The 15,382-nt window shown below is 38.8% G+C and carries 12 protein-coding genes; 7 read left to right on the forward strand and 5 right to left on the reverse strand.

Annotation, left to right across the window (positions count from 1 at the left end; translation table 11 throughout):
- Positions 1 to 6: 6 nt before the first annotated feature.
- From ACM66U_RS02195 to ACM66U_RS02205, 3 genes are read right to left on the reverse strand one after another with little or no spacing between them, the layout of a single operon-like run.
- Positions 7 to 2,361, reverse strand: coding sequence for a putative bifunctional diguanylate cyclase/phosphodiesterase (locus tag ACM66U_RS02195; protein WP_418641020.1), 2,355 nt, complete (start codon positions 2,359 to 2,361; stop codon positions 7 to 9).
- Positions 2,354 to 3,994, reverse strand: coding sequence for a GGDEF domain-containing protein (locus tag ACM66U_RS02200; RefSeq protein ID WP_418641021.1), 1,641 nt, complete (start codon positions 3,992 to 3,994; stop codon positions 2,354 to 2,356). Before ACM66U_RS02200 ends, ACM66U_RS02195 begins: the two co-directional genes overlap by 8 nt.
- An 11-nt stretch (positions 3,995 to 4,005) precedes the next feature.
- A complete protein-coding gene (locus ACM66U_RS02205; RefSeq protein WP_418641022.1) occupies positions 4,006 to 4,350 on the reverse strand; it encodes a hypothetical protein in 345 nt (114 codons plus the stop codon).
- 183 nt (positions 4,351 to 4,533) lie between these two features.
- Between ACM66U_RS02205 and ACM66U_RS02210 the strand changes: the two genes are divergently transcribed.
- Entirely contained in the window at positions 4,534 to 5,583 is a 1,050-nt protein-coding gene (locus tag ACM66U_RS02210; RefSeq protein ID WP_418641023.1) for a dipeptide epimerase, read from the forward strand.
- 3 nt (positions 5,584 to 5,586) lie between these two features.
- A complete protein-coding gene (locus ACM66U_RS02215) occupies positions 5,587 to 6,867 on the forward strand; it encodes a GGDEF domain-containing protein (RefSeq protein ID WP_418641024.1) in 1,281 nt (426 codons plus the stop codon).
- On the opposite strand, the gene nhaA is transcribed toward ACM66U_RS02215, so the two are convergent.
- Positions 6,860 to 8,188 carry a Na+/H+ antiporter NhaA gene (gene nhaA, locus ACM66U_RS02220; RefSeq protein WP_151901033.1) on the reverse strand — a complete coding sequence of 443 codons (1,329 nt, stop codon included), beginning with the start codon at positions 8,186 to 8,188 and terminating at the stop codon, positions 6,860 to 6,862. The two genes, ACM66U_RS02215 and nhaA, sit on opposite strands and share 8 nt — an antisense overlap.
- Before the next feature lie 75 nt (positions 8,189 to 8,263).
- Between nhaA and ACM66U_RS02225 the strand changes: the two genes are divergently transcribed.
- The 3 genes from ACM66U_RS02225 (at position 8,264) to ACM66U_RS02235 (ending at position 11,908) form a co-directional block, all read left to right on the forward strand.
- Entirely contained in the window at positions 8,264 to 9,508 is a 1,245-nt protein-coding gene (locus ACM66U_RS02225; RefSeq protein WP_418641025.1) for a hypothetical protein, read from the forward strand.
- A complete protein-coding gene (locus ACM66U_RS02230) occupies positions 9,505 to 10,500 on the forward strand; it encodes an AAA family ATPase (protein ID WP_418641026.1) in 996 nt (331 codons plus the stop codon). The genes ACM66U_RS02225 and ACM66U_RS02230 overlap by 4 nt, the downstream gene beginning before the upstream one ends.
- A 268-nt stretch (positions 10,501 to 10,768) precedes the next feature.
- Positions 10,769 to 11,908 (forward strand): DUF2201 family putative metallopeptidase, encoded by a 1,140-nt coding sequence (locus ACM66U_RS02235; RefSeq protein WP_418641027.1) that lies wholly within the window; start codon positions 10,769 to 10,771, stop codon positions 11,906 to 11,908.
- Here the strand turns inward: ACM66U_RS02235 and ACM66U_RS02240 are convergent.
- Positions 11,899 to 13,152 (reverse strand): diguanylate cyclase, encoded by a 1,254-nt coding sequence (locus ACM66U_RS02240; RefSeq protein WP_418641028.1) that lies wholly within the window; start codon positions 13,150 to 13,152, stop codon positions 11,899 to 11,901. The genes ACM66U_RS02235 and ACM66U_RS02240 overlap by 10 nt on opposite strands.
- An 82-nt stretch (positions 13,153 to 13,234) precedes the next feature.
- On the opposite strand from ACM66U_RS02240, the gene ACM66U_RS02245 reads away from it, so the two are divergent.
- Together ACM66U_RS02245 and ACM66U_RS02250 are read left to right on the forward strand one after the other, a co-directional pair.
- The gene (locus ACM66U_RS02245; protein ID WP_418641029.1) at positions 13,235 to 14,503 is read left to right on the forward strand and encodes an ATP-dependent DNA helicase; all 1,269 of its coding nucleotides are present in this window, start codon (positions 13,235 to 13,237) and stop codon (positions 14,501 to 14,503) included.
- Positions 14,497 to 15,381 carry a DMT family transporter gene (locus tag ACM66U_RS02250; protein ID WP_418641030.1) on the forward strand — a complete coding sequence of 295 codons (885 nt, stop codon included), beginning with the start codon at positions 14,497 to 14,499 and terminating at the stop codon, positions 15,379 to 15,381. The genes ACM66U_RS02245 and ACM66U_RS02250 overlap by 7 nt, the downstream gene beginning before the upstream one ends.
- Position 15,382 lies beyond the last annotated feature (1 nt).

The following is a 15,382-nucleotide window of genomic DNA, read 5'->3' on the forward strand; positions in this document are numbered from 1 at the left end:
TACATATTACTGCAAAGTTAATTGTAGAAGTTGGACCGCATCTTTTTTCTTCAAAGGTTTGGAAAAAATATACCCTTGTATATAGGTAGCGCCAAACTCCTGCACAAGCTGCTGCTGTTCTTTGTCCTCGACCCCCTCTACAATAGTGCACATTCCCAAATTTTCAGCCAACGCTATTGTGGATTTCACAATAATATAGTCTTTTCTGTTTGTGCATATTTCGTCTATGAATGATTTGTCTATTTTTACTTTGTTTATTGGCAGATTTTTCAGGTAGGCCAAAGACGAGTATCCTGTCCCGTAGTCATCCAAAGAGATATCGATGCCCAAAGACTGAATCTGTGTCAGCTGTTGCACGGCCTCTTGTATATTGTTCATAATAGCACTTTCTGTAATTTCAAGCTCTATATGTCCACCGTCTATCCATTGTTTGTCAATATAAGTCTGTATATGCTCAAGTAGATTATGTTCTTTGAAATGCTGCGCAGATATATTTACCGCAATCGTAAATTTGTTGCAGATTTGGTTTAATTCTTTGCATACCGTGTTGATTTCCCGGAATATCCATTGTGTTATATCTATTATAATTTCGCTCTCTTCAGCAACAGGGATAAAATGGTCAGGCCGGATAAAACCTTTTTTTGGATGGTTCCACCGGATGAGTGCTTCAAATCCGGCAATGCTCCTACCGTCTACAGTGAATTTTGGCTGGTAATAAAGTTCAAACTCATTGTTTTTAAGTGCTGTTTTGAGTTCATGCCTTATAAGCATTTTTTTCACAGCCTCTTCCTGCATTCGTGCTTGAAATATTGTACACCTGTTTTTTCCCTCTTTCTTTGAACGAAAAAGTGCAATATCGACAGCTGCCAAAAGTTCTTTTGTGTTGCTCCCGTCACCCGGATAGAGTGCAATACCGTTGCTGACACTTACATTAATGATGTGCTTGTCAATAAAGAGCTCTTGTTTTGAAAAATCATTGATTTTGCAGCCTATCTCAAGCGCATCTTCCGGTTTTGTAATATCATAGGCCAGGATTGCAAACTCATCGCCGCCGAGCCTTGCGATAATGTCTTCTTCGCGGAGGGTATCTTGCAAATACTGAGCAAATTTTTGAATGACGATGTCTCCGGCATGGTAGCCTATGGTTTCATTGATCTCTTTAAAATTGTCTATATCCGCAAAGAACAGTGCAAAATGCTCTTTTTTTCTTTTTTTGATCAGTTTGTTTAAAATGCGTATAAAGTAGTTTCTGTTTGCCAATCCGGTCAAAGCGTCATAATAAGCGAGCTGTTCAACCTCTTTTTGTTTCGCGATTAAGTCGGTGATATCCTGGCTCATTGCCACATAGTTGGTAATACTTCCTGTTTTTGGCTCCTTTAAGGCCCAGATTTTTTGCCAGACAACATAGTCTGTGCCGTCTTTTCTCCTATCGATGATTTTTCCCTGGAAATTTCCAAATGTATGAATTTTATACCACATGTCGGCATAATATTCATCACTCATGAGATTTGATTTGATGATCTCTTCGGGTTTTTTTCCGATGACTTCATCGCGTGTGAACTGACTGATTCTTTCAAATGCAGGATTGACAAAAATAATATTTTTCTTTGCATCGGTAATAAGTATGGCATCATTGCTGTACTCGATAACGCGGGCTATGATTTCAGACTCCTTGGCTATATTTGTAATTTGCTCAAGCAGGTCATCAATATAAAGGGATTTTACCCTGCTTTGCTTCCTGTTGAAAGTCGATGTTATATCATAAATTTTGTGCAGTTTTATTAAAAAATGCTTATAGTAAAGATAAAATAAAAGTATAATGATAAACAACAAAAAGAAAAAGACAGCAAGCAACTCTTGAAAAATCTCTTTTTCTTTTTGTAGGATCAGAGTATGCAGATCATACAGCATTAGCAGATAGCCATAGTCATCAATTCTGATTGTCACATCTATACTTTGGCCTAAAAGATGGATAGAAAAATCATAGAAATTTTTTATTTCTTTTTCGTAATGCTGCAGCCTTTTTGCAGAAAAAACTTCTTGGAGTTTTTTGCCAATATCCTGCTTGCGACTGGCATAGAGTATTCTTTCATCTGCCGAGACGAGCATAATATATTTGATATTGGACTGGAGAGACAACTGAAAAATACCCTTTTGGAGTGCATCTTCCTTTTTGTTTGCAGGGAATTCATCTATAAGTGTTTTGAACATATACGACTCTTCTTTTGCCTTGTTGAGATAACTTGTCAGAATTGCCTCTTTACTTTTTGAAACTGTGTACTCAAAAAAACCGAACATGCATAGAGATAGCAGAACTATAGCGGTAATCGGATAGAGAAGAGTTGCTGAGAGTTTATACATATGAGGCCTTTTCCTGTAACTGCTGAATAATTTTCAACTGTCTTTTTGATATAAAAGGGGTGAGTGTACTCTTAATGCTTGGCGTATTTTTTAAATGTATGATGAGTTTAAACTTGTTGTCTACGGGCATGATTTTATCAACCGTTCCTAAGAAGTTCTCTTCTGATTCAAAGAAGCGAACACGCATTGTTAATTCCGAATCAATATGGATATCATAAAGAGTCTGAACATATACAACAAAAGTCGTAAGGGACACAGTATGCAGTTCTTCCGGAATTTGTGCTTTTTGTGACTGCAGCACTATTTCTATGGGGTTTTCTATACGTACATGTATATTTCTCCGATCCAGTGCAGAGTACTGTGCAGATTGAAAGTTTTCCAGAACTACTTGGCTGTTTTTTACATCCACATATTTTACATATGCCTTGAAATTTGGTTTTTTTGGCATGGTAATGTACATTTTGTCGTTTATCTGCAGTGCTGCAGCAGCTATTTTTCGAATGCTGAGCGTCATTTCATTGTGTGTCAGATGTATGATTTTTGCAGTGGACTGCAAGGGTATTTCCATATAGTAGTTTGTGACAGACAGGCTCTTTCCTTTGTCATAATAAGTTTTCATCAATGCTAAGAATACATGCTGTTCTTCTAAGTGTTTTTGCTTTTCTGCCTGGAAAGCGGCGTCATCTGTAATTGATTTTTGCGGAGAATTCTGAATACTGTTGAGCAGAATTTCTCCTCGTTCTATAATACTTTTTGAAGTATCTTTATCATGCAGGAGTATAAGGGCTGCATTTGTTTGTATCTCTTTTGCATCAACATTTGCGTGAAGGGCAGTATCAATACTCTCTAAAAGCTGATTGGCATTTTGAAGTGTGAGTGTATCTGACAAAAGAGCAAAATGGCTGCTGCCGATACGTGCTGAGTCTATAGGATACTCTGTCTGTATCACATTGGCGACTTCTTGAATAATGTGCTCACTCTCTTGCTGTGTATGGTATTTACTGTATTGGCTGAAGCCTTTGAGCGAGAGCATGAGAATTTTTAAATTACTGTTTGGCAGCTTTGCAAGTTTTTGAGCAATCATCTCCTCAAATCCCCGTAAATTATCCAACCCTGTCAGATCATCTTTGTAGACAAGTTTTTTCAGGACATTGATTTGTTTTTGTTGTGCTGTAATATTCTCAAGAGTAAAAACAAAATTGTTTTCTTCTTCTACCCGGGTTACATGCAGTTGCATAACTACCATCTGCTGTGTCAGGTGGTCAAAAAGGCGTACTTCGCATTTACCTTTGTACTCTTGTATAATTTTTTCTATCCAAGCCTCATAATCCTTTACTCTGAAAAAAGAGTTGTGGCAGTTGCTGTCGCTAATGAAATCCAAGGCAGAGGGAAATTTTGTTTTGTACTCTTTGAGGTCTCTGACACCTGCTGTTTTGTAGAGTGCTTTGTTGGCAATATAAATTTCATTATTGTGCAGTTTAAAAATGATATTGTTTTGTGCATCAAGAATAACCTGCAAACGTTTCAGATATCTTTTGAGCTGCAACTCTTTTTGTTGTGTGACATAATGTGCATACTTGCCGCGACTGAAGTTTTTCATAACCCCTGCAAGATTTGTATCAAATATTTTCAAAAGAGACATCATCAGAGCAACATTGTTTGGAGTCTCAGCAGACTGCTGGAACAGATGCTTAAAAACAGTACTGCGAAGGGTAACACAGAGGATAAAATCTCATCTGCAGTAATATTGTTCTTGAGCATCAAATCGACAAATTTATTCATACTCGGACAGTTTTGCATCTCTTTTTTTGCCTGCATAACATCAACCGCATGGGAAAGAATAGCTGTTGCAAAATTTTTGGAAAATTTTTGGCGATTTATTTTGTGCTGTGTAAATATAGAGAGAATCTTTGGATCATTCAGCCATTGTTCAATCACAGATGCACTGTGTTGTGTGAGCCAGGCTCCAATTTCGTATAGATTGTGCATGCGATTGTTGGTAACTCCATCTGTTGAACTTCAATTATCAGACATTGTACAATTTGATGAATTAATTAAATATTAATTAGCCAGTTCAGGAACATATAGAGAAGAAATAATAATTTTTTGTTATACTTTTAGTAAAAAAACCACAAAGGCATATTCCATGTTCGGACAAACAGCATCAGTAGTATGAAGATAAAAAATATTTTTATTGAGGTTTTGCATATTCCGTTGAAGACCCCTTTTGTTACCGCGCTGCGACGGGTGGAAAATGTTGAATTTATACGGCTAAAGATTACATGGGACAATGGTCTGTTCGCTTATGGTGAAGCGCCTGCCACCAAAGCAGTGACAGGAGAAGACCTGCAAAGCATTGCAAATGCGATTGGCGGGTTGCAAGATGCCTTGCTTGGTCTGACGCCGGGTGAGGCTTTACATGTAATCCATGGCAGCACAATGGGTTCGAGTGCAAAAGCCGCTCTTGATATGGCAGTTGTCTCTTTGCTGGCACAACAGAATAATCAGACACTGTTACAGTATCTCGGTACAAAAGATTTTTCTCCGATTTTTACCGATATTACTGTCAGTCTCAATGATGCAGACATAATGCTCTCAGATGCGAAAAAAGCTTTTGACAATGGATTTCATATTTTAAAAGTAAAGCTTGGCAGTGATCTGGAGCATGCTGTTGCAGTTACAAAAATGATTAGTGAAACGCTTGTAGATGCAGAGGTGCTCATAGATGCCAACCAGGCGTGGAATCTTGAACAGTCACTGTACTATGTTGAGGCGGTAGCGGGATTACATGTAAGCCTGATTGAACAGCCTGTAGTTGCAGATGATTTACAGAGCCTCAAAACAATAACCCAAAAAAGCACTGTTCCCATTCTTGCGGATGAAGCGGTATTTACTCTTGAAGATGTAAAAAAAGTGTATGAAGAGGGCTGTGCAAATATGATAAATGTCAAACTGATGAAGTGCGGCGGTGTGAGCAGGGCACAGGAGATTTTGGAGTATGCCAGATCCAACAACATAGAGTGTATGCTGGGGTCTATGCTGGAGGGACCTGTCTCCATACATGCGGCTCTTTGTCTTGCCTTTGCATACAGAGATGTTGTAAAGTATGTAGACTTGGACTCTCCTTTATTGTATAAAGATACGCCTGAGATTTTGGGAGAATTTGGTATAATACGCAACACAATACAGAGTCTTGCAGGTTCGAACATTTATAAAGGTTGAGAAATGAAATATGATTTTTCCGGGGTTCTAGAGGGTGATTCGGAGCTGATTTATACCGAACTCAGAGACAGATATTTAACCTGTATAGAATCATATGCCTGTGAGCAGGTGATAAAAAAGTTTTATCTGCGAATTATTAATTTATTTCATCAGTCATTCACTTCGAATGATATAAATACTCTCTACAAAGAGCTGGCAATGTATAAAATTTCGATGAATGTTCCTTACATTATTATGACCAACGAAATATACGGGCTGAAAAACCTTTTGTTATCCAGAATTGCGCAAAATATTGAGAGTAATAAAATTTTGAATCTCATATCCCTGTTTAAAGAGATAAACAATGGTGTTGCCTATATTTATCTCTCGAGATATACACAGGAGATTTATACGGTCAATAATAATCGGCTCAGTTCTTTATCTGATCTTTTGGACAAAGACATTATCATAAAACATTATGAAGCGCATTTAAACTGGCTGAATGATTTGGCAAAACATATTAACAGTTTTGACAAAAATGATTTTCCCGAACTTGACGGGATGCAGTGTGAATTTGGACACTGGCTGCACAACAGTGCAAAAAAAATCATCCAAAACAATTCAAAGCTCAAGGCTCTGATACGGTTGCATAATGATTTGCATATGTTTGCAAAGAAAATATTTGTAAATTTAAAAACATCGGAGTATCATGTACTTATCTCCTATTTGGAAAAATGTGAGCTTATCTCTTTGAGCATCGGTACAGAGTTGGCACTTATTGACAATATCGAGATGAATAAAAAAATGACCAAGGACAATCTGACAGGTGCGCTCAATCGAAATTCCCTGGAACTGATATTTAAAACCCAATACGAACTCTCTTATGCCACAGGGAACTCTTTTGTTCTTGCAATGTGTGATTTGGATTATTTTAAAAATATAAATGATACCTACGGGCATGTCGCCGGAGATAAAATGTTGCATTTTTTTGTTGCAATTGTGAAAAAACATATCAGAACTTCTGATATTGTCATCCGATACGGAGGCGAAGAGTTTATGATAATTCTCTCAGCCATACAAAAAGAGGCAGGTTTCAAAGTATTGGAAAAGATACGCCAGGCTTTTGAAGCCGCGGTACTTGAAGCGGATGGACAAAAGTTACAGGCCACTGTAAGCATGGGGGCTATGTGGATTAAGCCTGATAAAATATACAGGCATACCCTGCTTGACGAATATGTAATGATTGTGGATAAGATGCTTTACTGTGCCAAAGAGAACGGAAGAAACACGATTGAGGCTATTTAGAGACAACAAATCTCAGCCAGACAAAGCCCAAAAAACCTGCAAGCAATGAGGCCAGCAGTATTCCTGTTTTTGCCTGAAAAATCAGTGTGCTGTTGCCTGCAAAGGCCAAATCAGCGACAAAAATACTCATCGTAAAACCAATACCGCCCAAAATGGCAACACCAAACAGCTGACTCATGCTGCTGTTATGCGGCAGTCTGGCAATGCCGAGCTTCACACTCAGGTAAGAAACCCCGAATATACCAATGACCTTGCCCAGCAGAAGCCCAGATACTATACCCAGGGAGACAGGATTGGCTAGACTTTGACTAAATGATGTAAAATCCAAACTGACACCGGCATTTGCAAGTGCAAAAAGAGGAATGACAAAGAGTCCTATGGGAAGGTGAAGCGCATGCTCAAGCCTCAAAGCAGGAGAACTTACCAAGTCAATTCTGTCTTTGAGGTTTTGCAAAAGGGCTCTTTGTTTTTCATGCATTGTGTGATCGGTGGCAATGGGATAATTATCATATTCGTCAAGCAGATTTTTGGTATGTGTTGTAAAATCCAAAGGAGTATAGCTGGGCTTGGAGGGAATTGCAAAAGCGGCAATAACACCGGCAATTGTCGCATGGATACCTGATTCGAGCATAAACAGCCACATAAAAATGCCTACAATGAGATAGGGCAAAAGCATGTGAATGCCAAAACGGTTAAAGGCCACCATAATGAAAAATGACAAACCTGCCAGAAAAAGAGGGAGAATATGAATTTGTTCGGTGTAAAAAAGTGCAATAACTACAACGGCCCCAAGATCATCTACAATAGCAAGCGCAATCAGGAATGTAACAAGTGCCGGAGAAATTCTGCGTCCTAAAATCACCAAGGCACTGATGGCAAATGCTATGTCTGTGGCCATTGGTATGCCCCAGCCGTTTGCACCGGGACCGTCTGTGTTGATGCTCATATATATGAGTGCAGGAAAAACCATACCGCCGACAGCTGCAAAAATAGGCAAAATGGCAACTTTGATATTTGAGAGTTCTCCGATGAGAATTTCCCGTTTGATTTCAAGTCCTATCAAAAAGAAAAAGAAGGTCATCAGTCCGTCATTTATCCAATGGCTGAGTGACTGTGAAAGTTTCCATGAACCTATAGAAACAGATATGGGCGTATGAAATATATCATAATAGAGTCCGGAAAAAGGTGAGTTGGCAAGGATAAGAGCAAGAATAGTTGTAAAAAATAAAATAAGTCCCGTTGTTGTTTGTGCATGAATGAAATTTTCCAAAGGAGTGGAAATTTTTTCAAAAGCTTTTTCCCACGGTGCGTATAACTTCATTTGCCATTCCTTAAATATCAGAGATCAATTATAACACTAAATAAGAATAAGTTGAAATATGTGTATAATTTGTGTATGAATTTACAGAATTTGAAAAATAAGACCATATTGCTGCTTGGAAAGAGCAGGGCTTTTAGTGAAGATGAGTTTGTGTCACAGCTGAAGTTTCATAATATTACCCTGTGTAAAGAAGTTACCGATGCGGTTACTCTTGTTGTTGAGGGGCGCATGATGAGTCCGTATGAGCAAAACCTGAGTGATACCCTTTATGAAGAAGAAAAATATGAGTTTATGAATATAGATTTGTTTGAAAAACTTTTGGCAGAAGAGATTGACAGCGATACGCTGCTTATGAGTCTCAAACTCTCCAATGACAAAAAAAGATTAAAAAGTTTTTTGCAAAACAGCTGTATAGAAGATGCGCTTTTTTTGAAACTCTTAAAAATGTACTCTTTTGGCGGTGAAGATTTTTTCGAAAATGATGACAATCGTGATGTCTCTGCTGCTTTAATAGCAAGGTTTTATGAAAATATAGAGAGAAACCATAATGTACAGTATGCGACAACGGGAATTTATCATCTGATAGTACAAACAAAAAACGAACAGCTTTTAGAAGCCATTGCTTTTTTGGAGCCGAGCAAAAAACATCCCAAAATTATAAAAGCACTTGCCCTGCATGAAAAAACGCCCACAAATGTGTTGAAAATGTTTTTAAAAAAAGGGGATGAAGCAACAAAAGAAGCGATGGCGTACAATGTCAATCTGGATAAAAATATAGCCCGTGAGTTGATAAAAAATAAAAAACTTGCCGAGATTGCAGCACAGAATATCAGGCTCGATGAGGAGATGTTCTCACTTTTGTCTGAGTGCAAAAATGCTTTGGCGGCAAATGAGACCTTAAATGAAGCTATGCAGCAGGAGCTTGTTACATGTAACGATGAGACAATTCATCTTGCTTTGGCTGCAAACAAGTGTTTACATGTAATTACATGTAAACAGCTGCTTTGTCTAAATAATGAGAGAATCAGACAAGTAATTTATGCCAACAGTGCAACGCCGAGAGATATTCTTGAATCTGCCTATAAAGAGGGAAACTGCAGTGAAGCGCTGAGTCGCAACAATGCGACACCGCAAAATATTTTGGAAGAACTTTTTAAATGTGGAGATGCGCAGATACTTCTGAATTTGGCAAACAATGAAAATACTCCGGTAGATATTTTATATCAACTGCAGCTTGAGAGCCGTTTTGAGCGGGCAGTCAAAACAAACAAAACCTTTTCAAAACATATACAAAGTGAAAAGATAGGATGGTTAGTATGAGAGCAGGAGAATTGACACAGGCTCTGCAGGCACTGGTTCTGCAAAAAGTGCCCACATTTCTGTGGGGAGCACCTGGAATTGGAAAGTCTTCGATTGTCAAACAGATTGCAGAGAAAAACAACCTTGGTTTTATTGATTTGCGTTTGGCTTTGATGGACCCGACAGATTTAAAAGGCATCCCTTTTTATGACAAAGAGTCACACACCGCACTTTGGGCTCCGCCTGCTTTTTTACCGAGTGAAGGCCAGGGGATTTTGTTTTTGGATGAGCTTAACTCTGCAGCGCCTGCCGTGCAGTCTTCGGCGTATCAGTTGATACTTGACAGACGTGTCGGTGAATATGAGTTGCCTGAGGGATGGGCTATAGTTGCTGCGGGAAACCGTGAGGGTGACAGAGGCGTGACCTACCGGATGCCGGCTCCTCTGGCAAACCGTTTTGTGCATTTTGAACTGGAAGTGAGTGTGGATGACTGGCGCAACTGGGCATACAAATCCGGACTTGACAGTCGCATAATTGCCTACATAAGTTACAAAAACGAGCATCTCTTTACCTTTGATGCAAAAAAAGAGCATAAAAGTTTTGCAACACCCAGAAGCTGGGAATATGTCGGGAGTATTTTACAAAGTGCTCTGCCTGCATCTGTGCTTTTGGAAACAGTGAGCGGTGCGGTAGGACGGGATGTTGCCGTTTCATTTTTGAGTTTTTTAAAAGTGATGGACAGGCTGCCCGATATTGGGAAGATACTCAGTGCAGATGATTTTGTTTACAGTGATGAGGTCGATGTTTTGTATGCTTTGAGCTCTGGACTGGTGAGTCACTATCTGCAAAATCCAAGCGATGAGCGATTGGAAAATTTACTCCGATATACGCTCAAGCTCAAAGGGGAGTTTGCCGTGATGATAGCACAGGATTTACAACGAGCGGGCATCACTATGGAAGGCTCAACCGTCTTTAAAGAGTGGGTAAAAAAGTTTTCCTATCTGTTGCAATAGCCGACACGAACACACTGGTCTCAAAGGGTGTTTTCCCCGGAATCCGTACTTTAGTCCGGGCTGAGAATGACAAGAAAGTTCAAACAGTCGGCACTGAAGTACCGATTCCGGGAGGATGTGTAGTTTTTTCGGAACGCGGACTTCAGTTTGGCTACCAAAATACAGCATCTCTTCGGAACCGGTACTTCAGTGCCGGCTGTTGCAATAGTCTTGCCACTTTCGTCCGGACTGAAGTTCGCGTTCCGAAAAACAGGAGTAAAGGAAAAATATGCAAAAAACAGAAGAAAAAATCTCGCAGGCAAAAGCAAAACTTTTGCTTGAATATCCTTATTTTGGAACCCTTGCCTCCAAAATCGATGTTGTGATTAATGATGATATTGAAGCCTTTAAAAGTGACGGTAAAAAGCTTGAAATCAACAGCGATTATCTGAAAAATCTGGAACTCAGTGAAATGGAATTTGTCTTTGCCAACGGGGCGATGCATGCCAGCCTGGCTCATGAGATGCGTAAAAACAAACGCAGTGGCTGGCTGTGGCAGATGGCTACGGATATGGCAGTCAATGATATGCTTGTACAAAACGGCTTGGATATGCCCTATGGTGCACAATACCGGGAACGTTTCAGCGGGATGTATGCGGAAGAGATTTATGCCGAGTTAAAAGATGATATCCTGCGTGATGACGAAGACTTGGAGTATGAAGCCGATGATGCAGGTGATGTAGAGCAAAAAGAGAACAATAGGCAGGAGCAACAGAGTTCAGAACAACAGTTGCAAGAAGAAATTTTGCAAGAACAGCTTTTTGCAGAGGAAGCCATTGCTCTTTTGGAATCCAAAATGCACAAAGGCGAAGCACCGGTGACGATTGAGCGTTTTTTCCAACTGGGTGATTTTGGAAAAATTGACTGGCGAAATGAACTGAGGATTGCACTTGACCCGTATTTTCGAGATGATTATGTCATGATGCCGCCTTCTAAAAAACTGCTCTACAGGGGTATATACCTGCCTTCGAATATTTCTCAGACTTTCCGTCTTGTGATTGCAGTGGACAGTTCCGGCTCCATTGATACAGTGCTTTTAAATGAATTCTTGAGTGAAGTAAACTTTTTGATGACTTTGGTGCAAAATTATCAGATTGAACTGCTTGTATGCGATGAAAAAATCCAATCACACAGTACTTTTTACAGTGGAGAAAGATTGGAAATTGATGTAAAAGGCGGCGGGGCAACTGATTTTCGTCCTGTGTTTCACTTTATAGAAGAAAACTTTGATGATGTGAAACTGCTTTTGTATTTTACAGATCTCGAAGGAGTTTTTCCGAAAAATGCACCGAATTATGAGGTGAAATGGATAAGTTCCAAGGAAAAGGAACTTCCGTTTGGAACACTGATAAAACTGGATCAGGCTTGAAAAATAACCTGGTTTCTTCCGTTCTTTTTTGCATTGTATAAAAGCATATCGGCTGCATTAATATTCTCCTCAAGAGATTCCTCTTCGTTAAAGAGTGTTGTACCTATTGAGACAGTGAAATTTATATACTTGTCATCTTTTAGATGATATGAGAATTTTTCCACTTCTTCTCTGAGTCTGTTGAAAATTTCTTCTGCACTGTACTGATTGATATTTTTCAGTACAACACAAAACTCTTCTCCTCCAAACCTTGCTACAATATCATGCGGATTTGTAGAACTTCTCAGGATATCTGCGAGGGCGATGATGATTTTGTCTCCTATATCATGACCATAAGTGTCATTGATATTTTTAAAGTGATCTATGTCTATCATCGCGATGGCAAATCTTTCACCGCTGTTTTTAACTTCGTCGATATATTCATTTATTGTGTCAAAAAAGTATCTGCGATTATACAGCCCTGTGAGGTAGTCACGGTTCGCGTAGTTTGTGATCATCTGTATATTTTCCAAAGCTTCTATGGAATTGTTAATGCGGCAGGAAAATTCCTCTTTGGAAAAAGGCTTTTTAACATAGTCATTTGCTCCGTGTTTTAAAAAGAGTGCCGTTATCTCTTCATCTTCATTTGAAGACAGAACAAGAATGCAGAGTTCGTTTTTGGTATATGTTTTTCTGATTTCAATAACAAGTTCCAGACCATCCATAACAGGCATATTGTAATCAGTCAGAACAAGAGAGATATCAGGTTGTGACTTTAGCATGCCGATTGCTTCTTCTCCATGAGCTACACTGATGACTTGAAAAAAAAGATTTTCCAGCATTGTTTGCATTTGTTTTCTAAAAACTCTTGAATCATCCACGACAAGCACTTTGTGCTTTGCATTGTTTTGCAGACGCTGTATAGCATGAATAATATAATTTATATCATCTACACCGCTTTTATTGACATAATCAATTATATTTTTTTTAAGAATCTTTTTTCTGAATTCCTTGTCAATATTTCCGCTTAAAATTATTGTACGAATATTCTTTTCTGTCACAAAATCAACAATCTCTCCATTTGGAGCATCGGGAAGATTTATATCTAAAAGTGCTATGAAGTATGTATATCGTGCGATGAACAGTTTTGCTTCTGCCATCGAATATGCTACATCAACTGTCAGCCCAAGTGCTGATTGTAGCTTTTTTGCAATAAGTTTTGCCAGTGTTTTATTATCTTCTACAATTAAAATTTTTTTATTCATATTTGAACGAATCCTATTATGTTATAGAGAAAGTATACAGTTATTAATCTGAGATTATACTAAGAATGGCTATTATCCGTGTATGAATTATAAAGCCTTGATACTTGATAAATTAGACAGGAAACAGAATATTTTTTTAACAGGCGGTGCCGGTGTTGGAAAAACGACTGTTACAAGAGAAATTATTGCAGCATTTGAGAGGGAGGCAAAAAAAGTTGCAAAACTGGCTTCAACCGGAATGGCTGCTACACTTATAGGTGGGCAGACACTGCACAGCTTTTTTGATTTGGGGATTGCTTCGGATGTGGATGAGTTGCAAAAAAATGCAAAATTTGAAATTAAAAAGAAGATTAAAAAACTGATATTGAGCATGGATTTAATCGTTATTGATGAGATTTCCATGGTCAGTGATACACTTTTTGCAATGATAGAACTGCGTCTTAAGCAGGCAGATTTTAATGGCTCTTTGCTGGTCGTAGGTGATTTTTTGCAACTCCCCCCGGTTGTACGCGGTTATGGCGAAGTAAAATTTGCTTTTGAATCACCTGCCTGGCAAAATTTCTCTTTTGAAACAGTGGAACTGACACATATCTACAGAACAGATGATCTTCGTTTCATAGAGCTTTTACATGCAGTGCGATTTGGCAGGATAGATGAACAGACGCATAATCATCTGAACGAATTTATAAAGCCATTGCCCGCTGATTTGAGTCAGTTTACATTTTTGTTTGGCAAAAATGCTTCGGCTGCAAAACACAATAAAGCCCAGCTTGATTTTATAGATGAGGCTTTACATGTAAAGGAAGCACAGATTGTAAAACATCTCAAATCAACGCAGGACAAAGAAGTGGAGCGTTTTATGGATGATGCCAGAATAGATAAAGAACTTGCATTGAAAGTGGGTGCTCCTGTTTTGTTTACACGAAACGCCTGGAACTACTTTAACGGAGAAAGAGGCACTGTTGTGAATGTGGATGAGCGCTATGTGTATGTGCAAAAGAATGACGGCAAAGTAGTAAAACTTGAGCCGAGTGCACAAAGTAAGGCCGTATGGAAAGAAAAGAGTGTAGAGGGAAAAAAAGAGATGCTGGAAGAGAATGTTTTTACGGTCTATCAGTTTCCAATAAAACTTGCGTTTGCGATAACCATCCATAAGTCACAGGGGATGTCCATCGAAGATTTGATTATAGAGACCAATGAGATTTTTGCACCTTCTCAGTTTTATGTGGCACTTTCACGTTCCTGTAATCCTGCAAGACTCACACTTATTGCCACAAAAAGGCAATGGTATGAGCTTGCATATGTAAATCCAAAAGCTTTGAATTTTGTACAAAAGGAAGAGGCTTGTTGAAAAATGTAGAGAGCGGCATACTTTTTATGCTTGGTGCGGCTTTGATTTCTGCACTCAACGGAGCGTTGACTAAAATACTCTCCGAAGATATTTCTGCTTTGGAAATTGTCTTTTTTCGCAATCTTATCGGAATTTTTATTATACTGTATACGCTGCAACATACGGCACCAAAACTTACAGGCGGAAAGATTTATATGCTTTTTACCCGCGGGCTTTTTGGATTTATGGCAATGATCCTCTTTTTTTATACCATTAGCGTTATTCCTTTGGGCGAGGCGATAACTCTGAACAAAACCTCTCCTTTTTTTGTAACACTGTTTGCCTATTTTCTTCTGCATGAACGTTTAAACAAAAAAACACTGCTGGCACTGTTTATAGGCTTTTTCGGCGTTGTTCTCATAACCAAACCTTTTGGAATGAGCTTTTCATATACCCATTTCCTGGGTATTTTGGGCGGTTTTTTTGCAGCAGCAGCATATACAACGATAAAAAAAATAAAAGATATATATGACTCACGTGTGATTGTCCTCTCCTTTGTGGGTGTAGGAACATTTTTGCCGGCATTGTTGTTCCTGACTGCACCCTTTGTCAATGCTCCTGCTTCGTTAAGCTTTTTGTTCCCTGAGTTTATTTTACCGACTACATTGCATGTATGGCTTTTGGTGGTTTTTATGGCATTTATATCGACACTCTCCCAATGGCTCCTGACAAAAGCCTACAGTGCGCAAAACTTAAGTATTATAGGTGTTGTCAGTTATACAAATATTCCCTTTGCCATAGGTTTTGGGTATCTGCTTGGTGACAGTTTTCCGGATATATTGACATTTACAGGCATAGCCTGTATTGTATTTGGAGGTATTTTGGTAAGCAGGCGTTAAA

The sequence above is a fragment of the Sulfurimonas sp. ST-27 genome, assembly GCF_048081595.1.
In the GTDB taxonomy this organism is placed as follows: domain Bacteria; phylum Campylobacterota; class Campylobacteria; order Campylobacterales; family Sulfurimonadaceae; genus Sulfurimonas; species Sulfurimonas hydrogeniphila.